Source organism: Thermodesulfobium narugense DSM 14796, from assembly GCF_000212395.1.
Lineage (GTDB): Bacteria > Thermodesulfobiota > Thermodesulfobiia > Thermodesulfobiales > Thermodesulfobiaceae > Thermodesulfobium > Thermodesulfobium narugense.
On the sequence record NC_015499.1, the window covers coordinates 1,300,921 to 1,321,733 of the forward strand.

The 20,813-nt window shown below is 32.8% G+C and carries 16 protein-coding genes and 1 riboswitch; of the genes, 5 read left to right on the forward strand and 11 right to left on the reverse strand.

What is annotated here, in order from left to right; all coding sequences use genetic code 11:
* Window positions 1–65 precede the first annotated feature (65 nt).
* The 4 genes from THENA_RS06465 (at window position 66) to THENA_RS06480 (ending at window position 4,135) form a co-directional block, all read left to right on the forward strand.
* Window positions 66–1,358, forward strand: a complete 1,293-nt coding sequence (locus tag THENA_RS06465; RefSeq protein ID WP_013756600.1) for an MFS transporter — start codon at window positions 66–68, stop codon at window positions 1,356–1,358.
* 9 nt (window positions 1,359–1,367) lie between these two features.
* The gene (tcuA, locus tag THENA_RS06470) at window positions 1,368–2,744 is read left to right on the forward strand and encodes an FAD-dependent tricarballylate dehydrogenase TcuA (protein WP_013756601.1); all 1,377 of its coding nucleotides are present in this window, start codon (window positions 1,368–1,370) and stop codon (window positions 2,742–2,744) included.
* The gene (gene tcuB, locus THENA_RS06475) at window positions 2,734–3,825 is read left to right on the forward strand and encodes a tricarballylate utilization 4Fe-4S protein TcuB (RefSeq protein ID WP_013756602.1); all 1,092 of its coding nucleotides are present in this window, start codon (window positions 2,734–2,736) and stop codon (window positions 3,823–3,825) included. Before tcuA ends, tcuB begins: the two co-directional genes overlap by 11 nt.
* A 70-nt stretch (window positions 3,826–3,895) precedes the next feature.
* Complete coding sequence (locus tag THENA_RS06480) at window positions 3,896–4,135, forward strand: hypothetical protein (RefSeq protein ID WP_052296065.1); 240 nt, start codon at window positions 3,896–3,898, stop codon at window positions 4,133–4,135.
* A 75-nt stretch (window positions 4,136–4,210) separates the two neighbouring features.
* On the opposite strand, the gene THENA_RS06485 is transcribed toward THENA_RS06480, so the two are convergent.
* The 11 genes from THENA_RS06485 to ilvA all read right to left on the reverse strand — a co-directional run bounded on the left by THENA_RS06485 (window position 4,211) and on the right by ilvA (window position 18,838).
* Window positions 4,211–5,593, reverse strand: a complete 1,383-nt coding sequence (locus THENA_RS06485) for an MFS transporter (RefSeq protein ID WP_013756603.1) — start codon at window positions 5,591–5,593, stop codon at window positions 4,211–4,213.
* Window positions 5,594–5,762: 169 nt separating this feature from the next.
* Window positions 5,763–7,517: an ABC transporter ATP-binding protein/permease gene (locus THENA_RS06490; RefSeq protein ID WP_013756604.1), complete on the reverse strand. Its 1,755-nt coding sequence runs from the start codon at window positions 7,515–7,517 to the stop codon at window positions 5,763–5,765.
* Between the two features lie 138 nt (window positions 7,518–7,655).
* Window positions 7,656–8,669, reverse strand: a complete 1,014-nt coding sequence (locus tag THENA_RS09705) for a diguanylate cyclase (RefSeq protein ID WP_013756605.1) — start codon at window positions 8,667–8,669, stop codon at window positions 7,656–7,658.
* Between the two features lie 11 nt (window positions 8,670–8,680).
* Window positions 8,681–9,340: a helix-turn-helix transcriptional regulator gene (locus tag THENA_RS06500; protein ID WP_013756606.1), complete on the reverse strand. Its 660-nt coding sequence runs from the start codon at window positions 9,338–9,340 to the stop codon at window positions 8,681–8,683.
* Window positions 9,341–9,406: 66 nt separating this feature from the next.
* Complete coding sequence (locus THENA_RS06505) at window positions 9,407–10,690, reverse strand: L-cysteine desulfidase family protein (RefSeq protein WP_013756607.1); 1,284 nt, start codon at window positions 10,688–10,690, stop codon at window positions 9,407–9,409.
* A 141-nt stretch (window positions 10,691–10,831) separates the two neighbouring features.
* Window positions 10,832–14,098 (reverse strand): NAD-glutamate dehydrogenase domain-containing protein, encoded by a 3,267-nt coding sequence (locus THENA_RS06510; RefSeq protein WP_052296066.1) that lies wholly within the window; start codon window positions 14,096–14,098, stop codon window positions 10,832–10,834.
* Window positions 14,099–14,152: 54 nt separating this feature from the next.
* Window positions 14,153–14,542: a RidA family protein gene (locus tag THENA_RS06515; protein ID WP_013756608.1), complete on the reverse strand. Its 390-nt coding sequence runs from the start codon at window positions 14,540–14,542 to the stop codon at window positions 14,153–14,155.
* A gap of 87 nt (window positions 14,543–14,629) precedes the next feature.
* Entirely contained in the window at window positions 14,630–15,514 is an 885-nt protein-coding gene (gene sdaAA, locus THENA_RS06520; protein WP_245523239.1) for an L-serine ammonia-lyase, iron-sulfur-dependent, subunit alpha, read from the reverse strand.
* A 6-nt stretch (window positions 15,515–15,520) separates the two neighbouring features.
* Complete coding sequence (gene sdaAB, locus THENA_RS06525; RefSeq protein ID WP_013756610.1) at window positions 15,521–16,183, reverse strand: L-serine ammonia-lyase, iron-sulfur-dependent subunit beta; 663 nt, start codon at window positions 16,181–16,183, stop codon at window positions 15,521–15,523.
* Window positions 16,184–16,215: 32 nt separating this feature from the next.
* Window positions 16,216–17,607 (reverse strand): amino acid permease, encoded by a 1,392-nt coding sequence (locus THENA_RS06530; protein ID WP_013756611.1) that lies wholly within the window; start codon window positions 17,605–17,607, stop codon window positions 16,216–16,218.
* 22 nt (window positions 17,608–17,629) lie between these two features.
* On the reverse strand, window positions 17,630–18,838 hold the full coding sequence (gene ilvA, locus THENA_RS06535; protein WP_013756612.1) for a threonine ammonia-lyase: 1,209 nt from the start codon (window positions 18,836–18,838) through the stop codon (window positions 17,630–17,632).
* 402 nt (window positions 18,839–19,240) lie between these two features.
* On the opposite strand from ilvA, the gene eno reads away from it, so the two are divergent.
* A complete protein-coding gene (eno, locus tag THENA_RS06540) occupies window positions 19,241–20,536 on the forward strand; it encodes a phosphopyruvate hydratase (RefSeq protein ID WP_013756613.1) in 1,296 nt (431 codons plus the stop codon).
* A gap of 123 nt (window positions 20,537–20,659) precedes the next feature.
* A riboswitch (molybdenum cofactor riboswitch) is annotated at window positions 20,660–20,781 on the forward strand.
* Window positions 20,782–20,813: the final 32 nt, after the last annotated feature.

Sequence of the window (20,813 nt, forward strand, 5' to 3'; positions counted from 1 at the left end):
TAACCTAAAATATATAAATATCTAATTATCTTTAAAAATTTTATTAAAGGGAGGTAAAGGGGTAAATGGAAGCTAATCAAAAAAAGATTAATCCTTGGGATGTCTATCCAGGCGCATTTATTGGTTGGATGGTGGACGGTTTTGATCTAAGCATGATGTTCTTGTTAATACCTATTCTTGCACCTCAGTTTTTCCCAAAGGAATCAGCATTTGCTATTATTGGGGTCTGGAGTATTTATACTATTACTCTTGTTTGTAGACCTTTAGGTGGCATTTTGTTTGGTATTCTTGGCGACAAAATTGGCAGAAGAAAAGCAATATTTGCTGCAGTAGCTGGTTTAGGAATTTCTGTCTTTGTTACTGGATTTTTACCAAATTATCATAGTATAGGAGTTTGGGCTCCAATTTTATTGACATTTTTAAGAATACTTACAGGAATATTTGCAGGCGGAGAATACAGCAATAGTGCAGTTATAATAGTAGAATCAGCAGAAAAAAATAAGAGAGGCCGTTGGGGAGGAGCAATCCAGGCAGGATATGCGGTAGGATTTTTGATTGCTGCAATATTATTTTTATTTTTACACTACGCAATTCCAAAAGAGAGCTTTGCAAATTATGGCTGGAGATGGATGTTTTGGTCTTCTATAGTCTTAACGGTAGTTGCACTTCTTGTTGTAAGATACAGAATGATAGAATCAGTAAGATGGGAAAAAGCAAAAGAAGAAGGCAAAACTAAGAAAATGCCTTTAATTGAAATTTTAAAAAGTGGGACAACATTGAAAGAAGTTCTTACAGGAATTCTTTTCATGGTAGGAATGTCCTGGATATATGGCCTAACTCTTGGATTTTTCCCTACTGTTTTAGCATTAGGAAAACAGTTTGTTTTTCCACAAACTCTTTATGTTGTAATAATAGCACTAACTGCAGCAGTAATTGGATATCTTTCTTCAGGTTTTGTAAGTGATTATATCGGTAGAAGAAGAACTGTCATAACATTTTCATTAATAGCAATCATAATTTCATTGTTTGCAACTCAAATCATCTCAAAAACAACTAACTTTACATATTGTGCTGTATTTGCAAGCATATTAGGTTTTTTTTCTGCTGGACTATATGGAGTCACACCCACTTACTTATCTGAAAGATTTTCTACACACATTAGAAGCACCGCTGTAGGCATCTCTTTTAACTTTGGCTTTATATTCGGAAATTGGGGAACAGCCATTCTATTATTTTTTACTAAAATAACATATCCTAACTTCCCTATTATGTGGAGTGCTTTTATAATATTTGGAGAAGTTCTTGTTATGCTTTCAGCTTTACTATCAAAGGAGACAAAAGATATTGAATTACATTAGTTTGTTGTTATGGATTTCGACGTTATAGTTGTAGGAGGCGGAAATGCAGGCCTTTGCGCTGCAATGAGCGCAAAAGAAAACGGCGCAAAGGTTTTATTATTAGAAAGATCCCCAATATTTTATAGAGGAGGAAATAGCCGCCATACAAGAGATATAAGATATGCACACGATAAACCTAATAGATACACTCTTGGTTCATATACAGCAGAGAATTTTTATAATGATTTGCTCGATGTAACAAAGGGCGAAACAAACAAAGAATTAGCAAGATTTTTTGTAGAAAAATCTCAAGATATTATTCTCTGGATGCAAAATCACGGATGCAAATTCCAACCAACAATAAAAGGCGCACTTCATTTATCAAACAGCGTTGCATTCTTTAGTGGTGGGGGGAAATCGCTTGTCAATAATTATTATCAATATTGTAAAAAAATAGGTGTAAAAATTATCTACAATGCATTTGTAGTCGATTTGAAGTTTAAAAACGAAAAATTCTATTCTGTTGTGGTTAACTACAAACATAGCCTTCATGAAATTACCGCAAAGAGCGTGGTGCTTGCATGTGGCGGATTTCAGAGTAATATGGAACAACTAAAAAAAATTTGGGGAGACAAAGCAAAAAATATAATAATTAGAGGCACACCATATGATGAGGGAAATATTTTCAAAGTTTTAATAGAAAACGATGCAATGCCCATTGGAGATCCAAAAAATGCTCATATGTTAGCATTGGACGCAAGAGCACCCAAATTTGATGGTGGTATAGTAACCAGGTTAGACTGTATACCCTTTGGTATAGTTGTAAATAAAAATTCTGAAAGGTTCTACGATGAAGGAGAAGACATTTGGCCAAAAAGATATGCAATTTGGGGACATATATTAATTAACCAACCTGATCAGATTGGATATGCAATTTTTGATTCTAAAGTATTAAATCTTTTTATGCCTTCCGCTTTTCCTGCATTTAGTGCCCACTCTCTAGAAGAACTTTCTAGAAAACTAGGTCTTAATTCATACAAATTAATAGAAACTATAGCAAATTATAATAATCATTTATCATTAGGAAAATTCGATCCATCTATTTTGGATGATTGCAAAACTATTAATTTAGAGCCACCCAAGAGCCATTGGGCACTTCCAATTGATAATCCACCATTTTATGCATATCCATTAAAACCTGGCATTACCTTTACCTATTTTTCTGTTAAAGTGAACAAAAACGCACAGGTTTTGAAAACTAACGGCGAGCCTTTTGAAAACGTTTTTGCTGCAGGAGAAATTATGTCTGGAAATATATTGAGCAAGGGATATATGGCAGGAACAGGTTTGACTATTGGTACTGTTTTTGGTATTACAGCTGGGAGAGAGGCTGCAAATGTTCGATAAAAATTTTGAGGATGCAAGATTTTCACTAAATATTTGCAACGCTTGTAGATATTGCGAAAACATTTGCCCTGTTTTCAAAGCAATAGAATTGAGAAGAACCTTTTCTGACAATGACATAATCTATCTGGCGAATCTTTGTCACGACTGTAGGGGATGCTACTACGCATGCCAATTCGCTCCACCCCATACTTTTGATATAAATATTCCAAAAATTTTTGGAACGCTCAGATTAGAAACCTATAAAAAACATAAAAGTTCAAGCTTCTTAAGAGAGATTATTGAAAAACCGCATTTTTTCAGTATTGCTATCTTTATAGTCTCGTTTCTTTTTTATACCATTTCGTCAATAATCTATACAAAGAAATTGAGATTAATAGGTCTCGTTGAACAAAACGCTTCATTTTATAGTATTTTACCTGAAAACTTTTTAATTATCACAATGCTTATTCCATTCGTCATATCATTAACCATCTACATAAAAAACTTTATTGACTATTGCGATTACATTGGTATAAAGAAAGGTGATTTCCTTAAACTCTTTATCCATATTAGATCATTAAAGAGCGTAATTTTATTAGAATTCCTTGATGGAGGAGGCTTTGGTTGCAATTATCCGAATGAAGAATACAGCCTTTCAAGAAGGATTTACCACCAATTTGTATTGTTTGGATTCAAAATAATGTTCATATCTACTTTAATAGCTGCATTTATGAGTCATATTTTAAACACTTCTCCACCATATACTTTTACCAGCTTGCCAGTAGTATTTGGCACTATTGGCGGAGCATTATTGCTTTTAGGACTAACTGGACTGCTATATTTAAGAACTAAAATGGACAGGATACCCTATAACGAAAATACAAATGCAATGGATATTAATTTTATAACGATATTATTTCTGTCCGTTCTAACTGGTTTTCTAGTTTTACTTTTCAGATCTACAATATTTATGCCTATTTTATTAATAATTCATTTAAGCATCGTCATAACCTTCTTTATAATGCTCCCCTTTAGCAAATTGCAGCATGCTGTCTTCAGGTATGTGTCAATATATAAGTATTTTTCTGAAATGAATAAATAACTTTCGACTATTAATGTGAGGAGCCTCTTCATCCAAGCGATATGATTCCAGGTTTGCGTTCTGTAGCCACATGGAAAAATCTAAGAGGACACCCTATATCAGCATTCAAAAATTTAAGGAATTTGGGTACAAATTTGTAATCTTTCCAGTAACCGCCCTAAGGCTTTCAAACAAGGCTGTCTTAGAAGGATTTGAAAATATCTTTAGAGATGGCACTCAACAGGATCTAATTCCCAAAATGCAAACAAGACAAAAATTATATGAACTGATTAAATATAAAAAATACGAAAATCTCAATAAAGAAATATAAAAGCATAAAGCCCTTCAAATCTCAAATTTACTTTGGATCTATTGAAGGACTTTATATATTTTTTCACTTAAAGGCTTATTTAATTTCCTCTAGTTTTCTACCAGTACTCTTTGGCCCAAGGAAATATAGATCTAAAACAAGAATTATTATAAAAAACCATAAAACTAAAAAAGCTCCACCTATGCCATATTCTTTATAAATAACCGTTCCAATAAATGTGGGTAAAATTGCAGAGCTTAATCTGCTTAACGCATAAGAGGTTCCTGTAGCACTTGCCCTAATATGGGTTGGAAAAATTTCTGCATTATATTGATGATAAAAATTCGACATATTCCAAAGAGAGAAAGTTGTAAGAAAGCCCATAAACAATGCTAAATAAATATTTCCTGAGAATGCAAACATGACTCCAAATATCCCTACAGCAATAATAGATATGATTAAGCCATATTTTCTTTCAATCTTGTCTATTACAAAGATATTAAAAATACTGCCAATTAAAAATCCTGAGTAAACTACAAAAGTAAAAGCAAATATCTGGTTAAGGTTTATCCCTCTACTTCCCAAAAATAATGGTACTAATGCAGTAAAACCATAAAAAAGAGCAGATTGAAAAAACATAAAAATAAACATCATAATTGTTTTTTCTACTACACCAGGCTTAAAAAGGTCAGAATATCTAGATTTTTCCTCTTTAGCTTCAGCTCTTATCTCTGGTTCTGGCAAAGAATCTAAATTTTTCTCTTTCATGATATCGTTTTCAATCTTTGTCAAAATCTTATCAGCTTCTGTATATTTACCCTTACTAACCAGCCACCTCGGAGATTCGATCATCTTAAATCTAGCAATCCAAACTACCAAGGCACCAACCCCTGCAAACAACAGAAATACTCTCCAAGCATCATGTGGCATATTTTTTTCTAAAATCGTCGCAAGCAAAGCACCAATAGGAGCAGAAGTTACAACAACAGTATAAGCTAAAGCAAGTCTTTTGCCTCTTGTTTTTCTTGGCATAACTTCGCTTATGAATGTATCCATCAAGACACCTTCAGCACCTATTCCCATTCCCGCAATAAATATCAATATTAAGATAATGTTAAGATCGTTGAGAAATGCAGCAACAATTAAAGGAATACCAAATATCAATAAGTTAAAAAAATACATTGTTCTCCTACCAAAAATATCAGCAAGCCTCCCTAGTATAATAGCTCCAAAGAGCATACCAAAAAAAGCATAAGAAATTAGTATTATAGGACCCTTTCCTGATGGATAACCAAAACCAATACCAATCAACGCTACAAGAATGCCTAGACCTAATAAAATGAGTGTATCAAACCATTCTCCAGCAGTTATCATCCACAAAAAATTCCAGTGAAAGCTGCCCATAGGAAGTCTTTCAAGTCTAGCAGCGATGCTTGATTTTGAATTTTTTTCTTCTAGTTTCAAGTTGTTTTCCCCCATCTTAACCTCCTTAAATTTTTAAATAAAAGTATTTAAAAAAGCCTATTTATTACTCTTAATTTTAAATCTATAATTTTTCTTGTCAACAAAAAAACCTACAACTAAGAATAAGAAAATAACTGATTATAGATAAAAGCTGCTAATTTAATAAAGAAGAAATTAAAAATTATTAACTTATAAAAGATTTTTCAGAATTTATATAACTTATTCTTTCAAGACTCCATTTGCCCGCGCCCAAAATTATTAATTTCTTTTCATGATATGATAGCAAACTTGACCTATGACCCACGCTAATCACAGCGCTATTGGACAACTCATTTTTCAGCTTATCATACAACATCCTTTCAGATTTTTCATCAAGAGCGCTTGTGGCTTCATCCATAAAAACCCATTCGGGTTTTTGCAAAAAAATCCTTCCGAATGCAAGATATTGTTGTTCACCAAGTGAAAGAATTTGCGACCACATATTAACTTCTGATATATGATTTATCAAATGTTTTAAATTTAAACTTATAAGCAGATCCTTTATTTTATCATCACTAACATCTGGATCGCCATTTGGATATATCAAGACATCCCTTAAAGAACCTATAGGCAAATACGGCTTTTGGGGCAGAAAAAGAAGCTTATCTTTTGGCGGAAGAAAAATTTTTCCTTCTCCAAATGGCCACAACCCAGCTAAAGTTCTTATTAACGTACTTTTTCCTATACCAGAACTACCAACTATAAGGAGCCGTTCAGATCTATTTAATGATAAATTTAGTTGATTTATTAATGGAGTTTTGTTGTCAGGCAAAAGTATAGAAAGATTTTCTACCCTAAGATTTTCTGATTCTTTGATTAATATTCTATTATTTTTTTGTTGGAGTTCTTCAATAAAGCTAATATTATGTTCAAATGTCCTTAACCTATCAGCAACTGCATGCCAATTAGCAAGAGATGGATAACTGTTTACTATATAAGACAAGGAAGACTGAACCTGCCCAAATGCCTGTGCAATCTGCATAAGTGCACCTAATTGAATCTCTCTAGCAAAAAATCTTGGAGACGCTACAAGTATTGGAAAGATTATCGCTATTTGATTATATCCAGAAGTAAACCAACCAAGCATCTTTTGCCTAACCATTATTTTCCAGTAGTTTTCAAATACGTCAAAAAAGTTCGTCATAAGATGTTTGTGTTCCCTTTTTTCCCCGCCATAAAGTGCCACGCTTTCGCTATTCTCACGAATTCGAACCATACTGAATCTGAAATTCGCTTCGTACATTTGTTGTTTAAAGTTCAAATCTATCAGAGGCTTCCCAATTACAGCAGTTATCCAAGTACCAAAAATAGCATAAAAAATAGCTGCCCAAACCATATAACCAGGTACAACAACTTCATATCCAAAAATTCCAAAAGAAAGTGGCCCAGATATTGCCCACAATATTCCAACAAATGATGCAAGAGTAACAACAGAATTAAGTAGTCCTAAAGATAAATTTAGCGTTTGAGAAACAAACAAATTTAAATCTTCACTAATACGTTGATCTGGATTATCGGTAGAATTATTGAAAACCTGTAGATGATAATAAATCTTTTTATCCAGCCATTTTTTTAAAAATTTATCAGTAAGCCACTTTCTCCATTTGATCTGAAGCATTTGATTTAAATATAAAGAATATACTGCAGCTACAATATAAAAAAAAGCCAGTATACAAAATTGAATAATAGCTACCCAGAAAGCTTGAGCGTTCAGTTCTTGAAGGGCATTATAAAATTCGTTATACCATAAATTTATAAGAACGTTTATGAAAACTAAAAATAAATTTAAAAAGATTATTATTATTAAAAGAAGCCACGCAATCTTCTTTTCTTCTGATTGCCAATATGGCTTAATTATATCCCAGGTATCTCTAAGAAACTCTTTGTTAAATTGCTTCATCAAAACAACCTCAATTTTCTAAAATTTACAGTTTTAATTAACATAGATTTTAAATATATCAGATTTTTGAAATTTTAAAAACAGTTTATACATTAGATTTTAGAATTTTAAATTTGTAATATTAAGAATTTCTTAGAGCTAATTAGCTACAACTGTATTTTTTCCCAGAGATTTTGCCCTATATACTGCATCGTCAAGCCTTTTAAAAAGATCTGAATAGTCCTCGCTAAACTTGCGGCTTGCAACGCCTATACTAACTGTGACACGCCCTACAGCAGGAAATTCATAAACCTCAATTGACTTTCTAATTTTCTCAGCAACCGTTAGTGCACTATTGATATTTGTCTCAGGAAGAATTAATATGAATTCTTCTCCACCCCATCTTGCAAAATAATCAGATTTTCTAATTTCACGCTTAACAATATTTGCAATCTCTTTTAGAACCACATCCCCTATGTTATGTCCAAATGTGTCGTTTACCATTTTAAAATTGTCAATATCGAAAAATATAAAAGAAAGCTCTTTTTTATACCTATCAGACTCAGAAATACTGTGCTCACAGATCTCTTGAAATTTCCTTCTGTTGTATATTCCAGTTAAAGGATCTTTCTCGGAAAGGTTCCTAAGGAATATTTCCTGTTCTTCCTTTATAAAAAAATAAAATTTTATAGTCAAATTTATATCTAATAGTATAACCTTTGCCAGAGAATGATTGAACTCTATAGCATGCTGTCTATCCAAAAATTGATTCACATACTTTTTAAGTGTGTAAAAATATTCTGAATATGCACCAATATAATAATCTTCTTTAACCCCCAACAAATAGTGAACCATACCTACTTTGATCTTCTCTTTTATGTAGTTTATGTCAAAATTTGCTTTCAACATATTAGTAAAATAAAATTTCTGCTTTAGCTTTAAATTTTCTATTAAATCTTTATCCTTGTTCAAAATATTGGCTATTTCAGGAAACTGCAACAGGTGATCATAAAACTGATCGAAAAATTCAACAGGTACATCTTTTATTATGTCTAAAGCATTTCTTAATGTGTCTAAATCTTTCTTTCGGATGTCAAAATAATTTAAAGCCCTTTTTAAATCTATTTCGTTATATTGAATTTTTTTATAAATATCTTCTAAATTAAATTCCATAAAAATAGAATTTAGTCATCATTGGAATTAGAACTGCTACGAACTTTTTGTAAATAGCTATAAACCGTAAACTTAGATAGTCCAAGAATAGATGCCACATATTCAACTGAACCCTTTATGAGAAATGCTCCCTTTTCATCAAGATAAGAAACAAATTTTATTTTCTCTTCAGGTGAAAAACTAGATGGCTGCTTTCCAAAAAACAAAATTGCTTCTTGTGTAAGCGTTTCAATCGTTTCATTTAAATTCTTTGCAAATGTTTCGTTCTTATCATATTCAGAACCCTTCTCTAAAAGATCCTTAAAGACATTATAGGTACCTATAAATTCAGTCACATCAAAATTTACACAAAAAGCTCCAATAATTTTGCCTTTTTTGTCCCTTATAAAGCTTGTAGTGGATCTTAATATTCTTCCATCTTTCGTAACGCTTTTATACCCTACCATATCCTTTGCTTTATCCTTGCTTTTCTTTAATACCTTCAATACAAGGTCAGTTATAGGAGCCCCAGTCTGCCTGTGAGTTATATCTCCTGCTATATGTATAAGAGATCTTTCAGGGGTCCTAAGATCGTGAACAGCTACTTCGCAATTCTTCCCAAACATCTCGCAGATAGAATCAGCTATATTTATTAAGTTATCAAAAATTACTTTTCTCTCATCAATAGACATCGAACCTCCAATTTTTTTAAAGACTTTAAAATATTATATTTCAAAATTTACCAAGATTACAAATTTTTAAACTTGATTAGTATCTTTTTTCATCATTATATCTAGTATTGTGTTGTCAGTGTCTTTCATTCCTTCAGCAGAAATTCTACCGAGATTTTTTATAGAATCTTGAGCACTTTCTGCCAAAATTCCGTTATCAGAAGGTATCACAATGCCGTTTAATGCCATATTTGAAGCTTCAATAGCAGACAACGAAGAAAGATATAACTTATAGGCACACCCAATTTTAGCACCATCACATATCATTCCTGACAAGCCTGATATAACATTTTTTATTGAGTACTCAACCTTTTTATTATTTTTCTCTCTTAGAAAAGTAAGTCCTGCACTACATCCCACACCAGCAGCTATCCCGCAGCCACATAAGGGAGAAAGAACGCCTGTATAAGATTTTACATAAGAAGTAAGTAAATGACTTAGTGTCACAGCCCTGATAACTTCCTCTTTATTAAATCCACTTTTTTCTCCAATGATTGCTATAGGTATTATTGCCACCAGGCCATGGTTTCCTGAACCAGCGCTACTCATAACAGGTAGAGGATATCCAGACATTCTTGCTTCTGATGCCGATACAGTCAAAGCAACAGCCAAAGATTCAACATTATCAGCTTTCGATCTTACGAATTTTCCTATACCAACTCCTACATCCTCTTGAAGCCCGGAGTATGCAATTTTCTTATTCATCTCTATCCCGTCATTTATAAATTCAATTTTTTCTATTTCAACATCCTTTGCAAAGTCTAATAATTCAGATATAGAAAAACCTTTTATCTTTTTAAAATCACTGTTTTCAGAAGAACTTTCATAGTCAGGTAAAGTTGACCTAATAATAATATTATCCTTGCTTTCAAAAACAATATTGTCATGATTATTTCTTATAACCACTGTTGATTTATGTAATTTTCCTTGAGCTTCAACCTTCACATATAATCCTTCAATTGTCTTATTAAGTTCCAAATTAACAAAACCATTTTTTAAAAGTTCTTTGGCTTTATTTATATCTAAATCGCTAACATCTTTTAAAGCCTCTAAACCATATTGAGATTTGCCGCAAACCAAAGATAAAGCAGCAGCAAATGATATGCCCTTTTCTTTAGTACCAGGAATAGCTACAAACATACCATTTTTTAAAATGTTTTTGTCTACAGATATAGTTAATTTAGAAATATCTTCATCAAGTATCTCTTTTGCCCTCGACACAGCATATGCCACTGCCCCAGGCTCTGTACACCCCAATGCAGGTTTAACAGAATCTTTTAAAATCTGTAAAATAATGTCTGTTTTGTTCATTACAACCTCTCAATATATTTTTTAAAAATTTCTTTACTAATGTTTTAAAAATAGCCCCTCCCCCCTAAAAAGCTCTACAAAATATAAATATAACCCAAAAACCTAATAATATCCAATCGTTCAGAGAATTAAGCTACATTCTTACAAAAGCTCTTCTAATTTATCATATAATAACAAAACAGGGTGCAAGTTGTTAGCAGAAAGTTTTGATGTGGTATTCAGTCTTTCATTATAATCTTCAAATATTTGCTTCTTTGCAGCAACAAAAGCATCCACGTTTCCATTAAAATCGCTAAGTATCTTTATTGTTAATTTCACAATAAAGAAAACATATTTCTTAATCATGGAAAATTGTGCAAATCTATCCCATTCGTTTACTACTCTGATGGAATTAATATAATCAATTGTTTTTTGAATGCCAAATTTTTCACTTATCTTTTCAATTGTTTCTATTGTAAGTATGAAGTTTTTATCTGTTTTTCTTGTTATATAATAAGCCAAAATAAAGTCATCAATAAAATAGTTATATGCGATTTTTTCTGAAAGTTCCTTAGAAAAGTACCTAGATAATTCTTTCACTTTGCTTTCAAATTTTGATTTAAATATTCCATCCTTTATTGTGTTTTCTTTATAATACTCTAAATAATTTAACATCTCTTGTTTGTACACGTACTCTATTATTGAATCGCCAAATAGATATATTTGATTTGTAGCAAAGCGCTCTATTGCGTAAAAAATATCAATTATTGTTTGATAAATCAAAGTTTGATCAACTTTATTTTCGTACAAAAAGATTTCATTCCTAATATTTTGCACATCAAGAAGATCATAAATAAAGATTAGAGTTTTTATAATGCTTGTATAAGAAAATCCAGTCAGCATATTTATTTTTGCTATTGCTCCTACTCCATTACTATTAACTACAAGATTTGTAATATAAGTTGAAGCTATTTCTTTTTTCAATAAATGTTTCTCTATATAATCCTTGTATACTTGTCTTGTTGAAGGTGCAAAATACAACAAAACATACTTATCAATCAAGTGTTTGTCAAAATTTACTTCCTTCAAAAGGCTTGTATATACATACATTTTCAAAAAGGATAGCATAATAGAAAGTTCTGGTTTTGTATATCCAATGTGTGAATCAACTCTTGCAGCTAGTGTTTTCTTATTAGGGAAAGTATACTCAGTTTCATTAAACAAATTTTCATTTTTCAGAAATTCTACTAGTTCAAAAAATACTTCTGGTTCATTTTTTGATCTTATTTCATCTAAAGACACTGCCAAACTTTGCATATAGTTATGATCAAGTACTCTTTGAACTACCTCAGGCGTTAACTTTTTTAAAATCTTATTTCTTTCGTTTAAATCTTTTACGACTTTTGACTCCATCAGATCGTTAAGCAAAATTTTAAGATTTACTTCTTGATCTGATAAATCTACTCCTGCAGAGTTGTCTAGTGAGTCCGTATTTATTTTTCCGCCTAGCAAGGCATATTCAACTCTAGCCTTCTGTGTAAAGCCCAAATTAGCGCCTTCTCCTACAACCATCGCCCTTACTTCATTTGCATTTATCCTTACATTATCATTCGTTTTATCTCCAACATCTTCATGTGTTTCAGAGCTAGCCTTCACATAAGTACCAATGCCGCCCATCCACAAGAGATCTACCTTTGCTCTCAATATCAACTTAACAAGTTCATCCGAAGAAACGCTGTCTTTTTCAGTTCCTAAAAACATCTTTACTTCTTGACTCAGTGGTATTGAGCGCTCATCTCTTGCACATACAAATCCGCCCTTTGAAAGAAGTTCTTTGTTGTAGTGACTCCAGGTTAGAGAATTATCAAACAGCCTTTTTCTTTCTTTATAAGAAATTTCAATATCTGGATTGGGATCGACAAATATCTCTTTACCGTTAAAAGCAGCCTTTAAACAAATATTTTTTAACTCTATCATAGCATTACCAAACACGTCACCACTCATATCCCCTACGCCAACCACAGATATAGAGGTGTTATCCAAATTTATTCCAAGTTCTCTAAAATGCCTCTTAACACAAACTAAAGCACCTTTTGAAGTAATGCCCAATTCTTTGTGGTCATAACCATATTTTCCACCTGAAGCAAACGCGTCTTTAAGCCAAAATTTATATTCTTCTTGTACAATTTCATTTGCAATATCAGAAAATTTAGCAGTACCCTTATCTGCAGCAACAACTAGATATGGATCAAAATCGTCATAGCAAACTACATTAACTGGCCTTAATTTTTCATTTGACACTGAATAATTGTCGGTAACATCTAACATGCCTCTAATCAAAGTTTTATAAGATTCTATAGCTTTTTCTTGTACATCACCGTTTGGCTGCTTAATTATAAATCCACCCTTTGAACCAACAGGGACAATTACAGCATTTTTTACCATCTGAGTTTTCATCAATTCCAAAATTTCAAGCCTGAAGTCATCCTTTCTATCACTCCATCTAATGCCACCTCTAGCAACTTTTCCACCCCTTAAATGACAACCTTCCATCAAATAAGAGTGTACATATATCTCATACATAGGTCTTGGCAAAGGCATCTTAATAATTTTTGATGAATCTATTTTAAGTGAAATATAATGATAAAGCTTGTCTTTATAAAAGTTTGTTCTAAGTGTTGAATCAATTATATTCATAATTGCTACTAGAATTTTGTATTCTTGGATGTTATTTATACCTTCGAGTAAATTATTAATTTGATTTGAAATTTCAACTGTTTTTCTTGCGCCCTTTTCAATATTTGGATTAAATTTTTGATCAAACAATTCAATAAAGAGTCTAGATATATTTGAATATTTTACCAAAGCTGTGTATAAAGATTTTCTTTTAATATTGAAATCTATTTGCATTAAATAATTACAAATCGTTCTTAATAGATCAATTTGTTTAAAATTCATAAATTCCTTCGTAGCAAGTGTGTTTAGCTCATCATTTTCCACCACATTATTAATTATGGCTATAAAATTTTCCTGAACTATTGATGCATTTTTTTCGATCTCAGCACTAATGTCCTCTATATTGTATCTTTGGATAAGAATTTTTTTGTCGTTTGCCACTATTTCATAGAAATTCCCATATACAGCATTTAATCCTAGATTTTTTAAAATCGGCAATACTTCGTACAAGGGTATTTTGCAAAAAGAATAAATTTTAAAAAATAGGTTGTCGTCTTTTTTAATAATTCTTACCTGTTTTTGCCCTTTTTTTATAAGCAAATCAAAAGCATCACTATCAATTATCGCCTCTTGGGGCGTAACGTTTAACCTATAATCATCACTAAAAAAAGAAAAATATTGAGATGCTATTTTATTGCCTTTTGACAACCTTTCATACTCTTGTTTCCAGGTTGAAAAATCTTGAGATGACATAATTATCTCCTTTCACATACATCCAATGTTAAATTTTAAAGATTCTCAAACTTTTCATGATTCAAAACTTGCTATAGCTTCGATCTCTACTCGTCCTCCCTTTGGTAATTTAGAAACCTCAATAGCAGATCTTGCAGGCAGAATATTTTTAAAATAATTAGCATACACTTCATTTATTAAAGCAAATTCATTTATGTCAGTCAAAAAAACTGTTGTTTTTACTACATTATCTAATGTAAGATTAACAGAACTTAATACAGATCTCAAATTCTTTAAGGCTTGATCGAACTGTGATTTAGTATCTTCGCCAGCAAAACTTCCTGTTTTTGGATCTATCCCCAGCTGACCAGAAACAAAAACAAATCCATTAGCGATTATTGCTTGAGAATAAGGACCAACAGCAGTTGGCGCATCTTTAGTAGAAATCACTTTTAATTTTGACAAAATTTTCAACCCCTTTATTTTAAGTATTATTTATTTAAATCTAACAAACATTAGTTATTCAATCTCATCAAATCAACATCATTTACCTCACAAATTGTTGATCATAGACTCTACTTTTCTACCAGTAGAAGTCGTAGCTAATCCTGCTTCTGACGTTTCTTTTAAGCTTTTTGGCATCAAACGTCCTATTTCGTAAGAAGCAAGTATAACTTCATCAGGTGGAATAACGCTTTCGATGCCTGCCAAAGCTAGCTCAGCAGCTACTAGTGCATGTACTGCAGCAAAGGCATTTCTTTTAACACAGGGTACCTCAACCAAACCGGCTACTGGATCACAAACAAGTCCAAGATAGTTTTTCAAGGCTAATGCAACAGCGTGACCAATTTGGCTTGGAGTTCCACCTAGCAACTCCAAAACAGCAGCAGCAGCCATAGCAGAAGCTGAACCGCATTCAGCCTGACAACCTCCAACTGCTCCTGATAGCGTTGCATTTTTTCCTATTACCATACCAATACCAGCAGCAGTAAACAAACTTAAAACAATTTTTTCATCAGGCACATTCATTTCCTCTGACACAGACAAAACAGCTCCTGGCAAAATTCCACAAGACCCAGCAGTAGGACAAGCTACTACTAAACCCATGCATGCGTTTACTTCACTTACCGACAGAGCATAGCATATCGCTTTTTCAACTATTTTTCCTAAAATAGAATTTTTGTTCATAAAGTTATCAAACTTTGCTGCATTCATACCCACCATTTTGCTTACTGAATAGCTATAATTTTTCCTGCCTTTTTCTATCGATTTTTTCATAACAGTTAATCTTTGGTTCATTGCTTCAATTATTTCTTTCCTGCTATTTTGCATTTTTTGGGCTTCACAAGACAAAACTATTTCGGAAATGCTAGAACAATTTTCTTCTGCCATTGAAACAAGTTCTGATATTGTAGAAAAAGAAGTCACGCTATTCACCTGCCTTTATGTCTTATGTATTATCTTTACAAAGTTTAAATCAGGAGATTTTAGTAAAGCACTATAAATATCTGGCGTAATATAATCATCTGTTTCAATTGTCATCATAGCGTCCTTGCCTTTTTCTAATCTAGAAACATACATGTATGCAATATTTATATTTTTACTGGATATAATTTGAGTTATTTTGGCAATTATGCCCGGATGATCTTTATGACAAGTAATTAAAGTCTCATAGTTTCCAGTTAAATTTACTTCATAATTATCAATTTTCTTAACTACGATGTTGCCTCCTCCTATAGAAATTCCTTGAACTACAATCTTTAATCCTGATTTACCAGTCATTTCAAACTCTAGGGTATTTGGATGATCCACAGAAATATTTGAAGGAAGAAACTCAATTTCTACTCCCATTTCAGTTGCAATATCAATAGCATTAGGAATTCTTTCATCTTCAGTATTAAAACCCAAAAAGCCTGCAGCAATAGCTCTATCACTACCATGTCCTCTATATGTTTTTGCAAAAGATCCATAAAGGTGGACGCGAACTTTGTTTGGAGTTTCACCTAAAATAGACCTTGCCATGCTTGCCAACTTCAAAGCACCTGCAGTGTGAGAGCTTGAGGGCCCAATCATAATTGGGCCAATAATATCAAATACGCTTTCCATGGTTATCTCCTCAAAAAAATCTAAAAAATATTTTAAGCCTCATCAGCTTCAACAGGACCAGATGAAACTACAGCTTTTCCTTTAAGTCCCAAAGCGAAATAGAATCCCATGATTACAGACATAAAAACTATCCCACATAATAAAGATAATTTTGTATCTGGGTTAAAACACATTCCTACAAGAACTGCACAAAGAAAGATAATTGTTATGTAGTTGCTAACAGGAAACAAAATAGATTTAAAGGGATGATTATTGATTTCACTGCCTAATTTCTTTCTAAACCTGAATTGGCTAATAGCCAAAACAAACCATGGAATCATGCCTGGAAAGACGCTAGCGCTATAAATGTAAACAAATAACTTAGAATTAGGCGTAATATAGTTAAATAAAACACCTAAAAACATTATTGCTAATGTAATTACAATTGCATTAAACGGTACTCCAAGTTTAGTTACTTTGCTTAAAAATTTCGGCGCTTGGTTGTTTTCTGATAAAGTATAAATCATTCGACTTGCTGAATATATTCCACAATTGCAACCGGAAAGTGCTGCTGTCACAACTACAAAATTAATGATGCTTGCTGCAGCAGTAATACCAACTTTTGAAAAAGCTAGTACAAATGGGCTTCCATTCAAACCAACTTGATTCCATGGGAAAACTGTAACAATAACCAAAATAGCTCCAATATAAAATATAAGAATTCGCCACGTTACATTCTTTGTAGCTCTTACTAGGGTTTTTTTCGGATCTTGAGCCTCTCCTGCAGTTATACCTACGAGCTCAACACCTTGATATGCAGCCGTAACTATACAAAGTGCAAACAAAAAACCAACCCATCCGTGTGGAAAAAATCCACCATGATTAAAAAGGTTTCCAAATCCCATAGGTACTCCAGAATTACCAAAACCAAAAAATATTATTCCTATGCCGAGAAGAAGCATTAAGATTATTGTTACCACTTTTATAGAAGCAAACCAGAATTCAAATTCACCATAATACTTAACTGCAGTCAAATTTGCTATACCAAGAATAAATAATGCTATAAATCCCGGAATCCAGTGCGGCATATTAGGAAACCAAAAGTTCATATAAATGCCCACGGCTGTTACTTCAGACATTGCGACAGCCACCCATTCAAACCAATAAGACCATGCAGTAAGATATCCTGCCCAATGTCCAATATATTTATATGCATAAGTAGCAAACGATCCTGTAACTGGCTCACTATATAGCATTTCCCCCATGGATCTCATTACAAACATTACTATTAAGCCTACCAACATATAGGCCAATATTACCGATGGACCAGTAGTCTGTATTGTGCTAGCAGAACCCATAAACAATCCAACACCAATAGTTCCGCCCAAAGCAATTAGTTCGATATGTCTTGCTTTTAATCCACGACTTAGTTTTTCTTTTTCCATGATATTGAGCCTCCAATTATCACTAAATTAGTTTAACTTCATATTGATGATTTTCTAAGAGAGATTTAATTTCATAGATATGATCTCTATCGAATACCTCAAGATCAATAATCACTTCCGCACTATCTAAATTTATGTCTCCTCTTTCTCTGTTGTGTAATATAGACAAAACATTAGCTCCAGACTCAGCGATCAGTTGCAACAATCTCCACAAAGATCCTGGCCTATCAGGAAGAACAACCTTGAAACTAGCTTTTCTAAAAGACTTCACAAGACCTTTGTTTATGATGCGAGAAACCATATTGATATCAATATTCCCTCCACTTACAACAGCAACAATCTTCTTGTTAGAATAGTCCCTCAATCTATACAACAATGCCGCAACTGAGGTAGCTCCAGCGCCTTCAGAAATAGTCTTAATTCTTTCCATCAAAATAATAATTGCATCAGCAATTTCATCTTCATCTACTAAAACAATGTCATCAACATATTTTTTAATAATCTCAAAGGTTATTTCACCAGGCTTACCAACAGCTATCCCATCAGCAATAGTGGGGAAACCCTTGTAAAAGGATGGGATTCCTGTTAGGAGAGCTTCCTTCATAGAAGGCATATTTTTAGCTTCTACGCCGATAATCTTAACATTTGGTTTAATCTCTTTGACCGCGACTGCTATACCTGAAATAAGACCTCCTCCTCCTACAGGAACAACAATTACGTCTACATCAGGCATATCTTCTAATATCTCCAAACCAATAGTACCCTGCCCTCTGATTACGTCAAGGTCGTCATAAGGGTGAACAAAAACTAAATTTTTTTCAGCTTGTAATTTTCTTGCAGCTTCATTAGCCTCATCAAAGTTGTTTCCATGCAAAATTACATTTGCACCATAGCTTTTTGTAGCTTTTACTTTAACAATAGAAGCCTTTGATGGCATTACTATAAATGATTTAACGTTTAGTAGCGTCGCACTTAAAGCTACCCCTTGTGCATGATTTCCTGCAGAAGAAGCTACTACTCCCGCCTTCTTTTCTTTCTCGGTTAAATTAAAAATTTTATTGTATGCCCCCCTAAGTTTAAAAGATCCAGTACGTTGATAATTTTCCATCTTTAGATAAACACTATTACCAGTCATACCAGATAGTGTATTGCTATAGCTAAGATCTGTCTTGTATGCAACGCCTTGCAAAGTTTCTCTAGCATTTTCAATTTCTTTTTTAGAGATATTCATAAAAATCTCCTTTGCCATTACTAAAAGCCAATTTTACAAAACTTATTTTCATAAAATACAAAAAACAAATTACTATAAATAATTGTATAACATTTAAAAAATTTTATTACATTTAAAAATTAACTAATATGTACTAAACTTTCCTAAGAGATTAAAATCATATCAAGGTTAACACTCCTTTCTCAACAAATATCCTTTTTATACAAAAAATTTTATAACATAAAAATATTTATGTCAAATAATTTTTATTAAATACAAAATATTGTATTAATTTATCCAAAGTTATACATAACTTATTCTTGCTTGTTATATAATATTGCTAAAAATAAAAATTATTGCTTGCTTGACATTAAAATTTTGTAGTTTCATACTAATAAAAAATATCTTTTTAGGAGGGATAAAATGCAACAGGGGATAGCATCGATCAAAGCAAGAGAAATATTAGATTCTAGAGGCAACCCTACTATAGAAGTCGACTGCTTATTAGAATGTGGTATAACAGCTCGGGCAGGAGTTCCATCAGGTGCTTCAACTGGATCAAAAGAAGCAATTGAATTAAGAGATAACGATAAAAATAGATTTTTTGGAAAGGGAGTTTTAAAAGCAGTCAACAACGTAAATGAAATAATTGCTCCAAAATTAATCGGTTTAGACGTTACAAAACAAAGACAAATAGACTCTATTATGATAGAGCTCGATGGAACTCCAAACAAAGCCAAATTAGGTGCAAACGCTATTCTTGGTGTTTCTCTTGCAGTTGCAAGGGCAGCAAGTTATTTCTCTGATCTCCCGCTTTATCAATATTTGGGAGGCCCAAATGCAAATTTATTACCTGTACCATGTATGAATATTATGAACGGCGGTGTACATGCAAATTGGCAAGGTGCTGACTTTCAAGAGTTTATGATTGCACCGTACGGAGCCAATTCTTTCAAAGAAGCCTATGAGTGGTGCAGTGAAATTTATCAAGCACTTAAAGGCCTACTAAAAGAAAAAGGCTATAGCGTGGGGGTAGGTGACGAAGGAGGCTTCGCTCCTCTGGTGAAATCAAACGAGGAACCCTTCGAGTTGATGAGCAAAGCAATAGAAAACGCAGGTCTAAAAGTTGGAGAACAAGTAGGCTTTGCCCTCGATCCAGCCTCAAGCGAATTCTACAAAGAGGGCAAATACATTCTAAGGCGCGAGAAAAAAGAGTTAGAACCAGCCAAAATGGTAAAATACTACGAAAAAATTGTTAACAATTTTCCACTTGTATTGTTAGAAGATGGCCTTGCCGAATATGACTGGGATTCCTGGAAAATATTAAATAAAACTTTAGGTGATAAAATAGAACTTGTTGGTGACGATATATTCGTAACAAATCTAGAAATAGTAAAGAGAGGCATTTCTGAAAATATTGCAAACTCAGTCTTGATTAAATTAAATCAGATAGGAACTCTCTCAGAAACTCTTGATACTGTAAGATATGCTCAAAATTCGAAGTGGGGCACATTTGTATCTCATAGAAGCGGTGAAACTACCGACAGTTTTATCGCTGATTTAACTGTGGCAATTAGTGCCGGTCACTTAAAGACAGGTGCACCTGCTAGGGGTGAGAGGGTCGAGAAATATAACCAGTTGGTAAGAATTGAAGAAGAGCTTGGAAAATACGCAAAATATGCTGGCAAAAGTGCTTTTATAAGACCTATAAAATTCTAAAGCTATTTTTAACTTTTTTAAACTTGAAACCCTACTTAAAAATTTGGTAGGGTTTCTTTTTTCAATTTAAAAAAATATTTAATAAATATAGAATAAAATTTACATAATATTTAATTTATTATATAATTATCAATACTCCGAGTTCTTTTGACCTAAAGCTTTAGGGCTATGGTAAAGAACCACTTAACGGTTGTTCGGGAAACTGAGCAGCCCCCCATTTGGAAAGGAGGTTGTGTGGGTGTGTTTAATCTTTCATCTTTAACGCTTTTGTTTCAGG

Excerpts from the sequence above, each read along its gene's own strand:
- THENA_RS06500 (WP_013756606.1), bottom strand. The coding sequence starts at position 9,340 with ATGTCTATTGATGAGAGAAAAGTAATTTTTGATAACTTAATAAATATA.
- tcuA (WP_013756601.1), top strand. The coding sequence starts at position 1,368 with ATGGATTTCGACGTTATAGTTGTAGGAGGCGGAAATGCAGGCCTTTGC.
- eno (WP_013756613.1), top strand. The coding sequence starts at position 19,241 with ATGCAACAGGGGATAGCATCGATCAAAGCAAGAGAAATATTAGATTCT.
- THENA_RS06505 (WP_013756607.1), bottom strand. The coding sequence starts at position 10,690 with ATGAACAAAACAGACATTATTTTACAGATTTTAAAAGATTCTGTTAAA.
- THENA_RS09705 (WP_013756605.1), bottom strand. The coding sequence starts at position 8,669 with ATGGAATTTAATTTAGAAGATATTTATAAAAAAATTCAATATAACGAA.
- tcuB (WP_013756602.1), top strand. The coding sequence starts at position 2,734 with ATGTTCGATAAAAATTTTGAGGATGCAAGATTTTCACTAAATATTTGC.
- THENA_RS06490 (WP_013756604.1), bottom strand. The coding sequence starts at position 7,517 with ATGAAGCAATTTAACAAAGAGTTTCTTAGAGATACCTGGGATATAATT.
- THENA_RS06530 (WP_013756611.1), bottom strand. The coding sequence starts at position 17,607 with ATGGAAAAAGAAAAACTAAGTCGTGGATTAAAAGCAAGACATATCGAA.
- THENA_RS06465 (WP_013756600.1), top strand. The coding sequence starts at position 66 with ATGGAAGCTAATCAAAAAAAGATTAATCCTTGGGATGTCTATCCAGGC.
- ilvA (WP_013756612.1), bottom strand. The coding sequence starts at position 18,838 with ATGAATATCTCTAAAAAAGAAATTGAAAATGCTAGAGAAACTTTGCAA.
- THENA_RS06510 (WP_052296066.1), bottom strand. The coding sequence starts at position 14,098 with ATGTCATCTCAAGATTTTTCAACCTGGAAACAAGAGTATGAAAGGTTG.
- sdaAB (WP_013756610.1), bottom strand. The coding sequence starts at position 16,183 with ATGGAAAGCGTATTTGATATTATTGGCCCAATTATGATTGGGCCCTCA.
- THENA_RS06480 (WP_052296065.1), top strand. The coding sequence starts at position 3,896 with ATGGAAAAATCTAAGAGGACACCCTATATCAGCATTCAAAAATTTAAG.
- THENA_RS06485 (WP_013756603.1), bottom strand. The coding sequence starts at position 5,593 with ATGGGGGAAAACAACTTGAAACTAGAAGAAAAAAATTCAAAATCAAGC.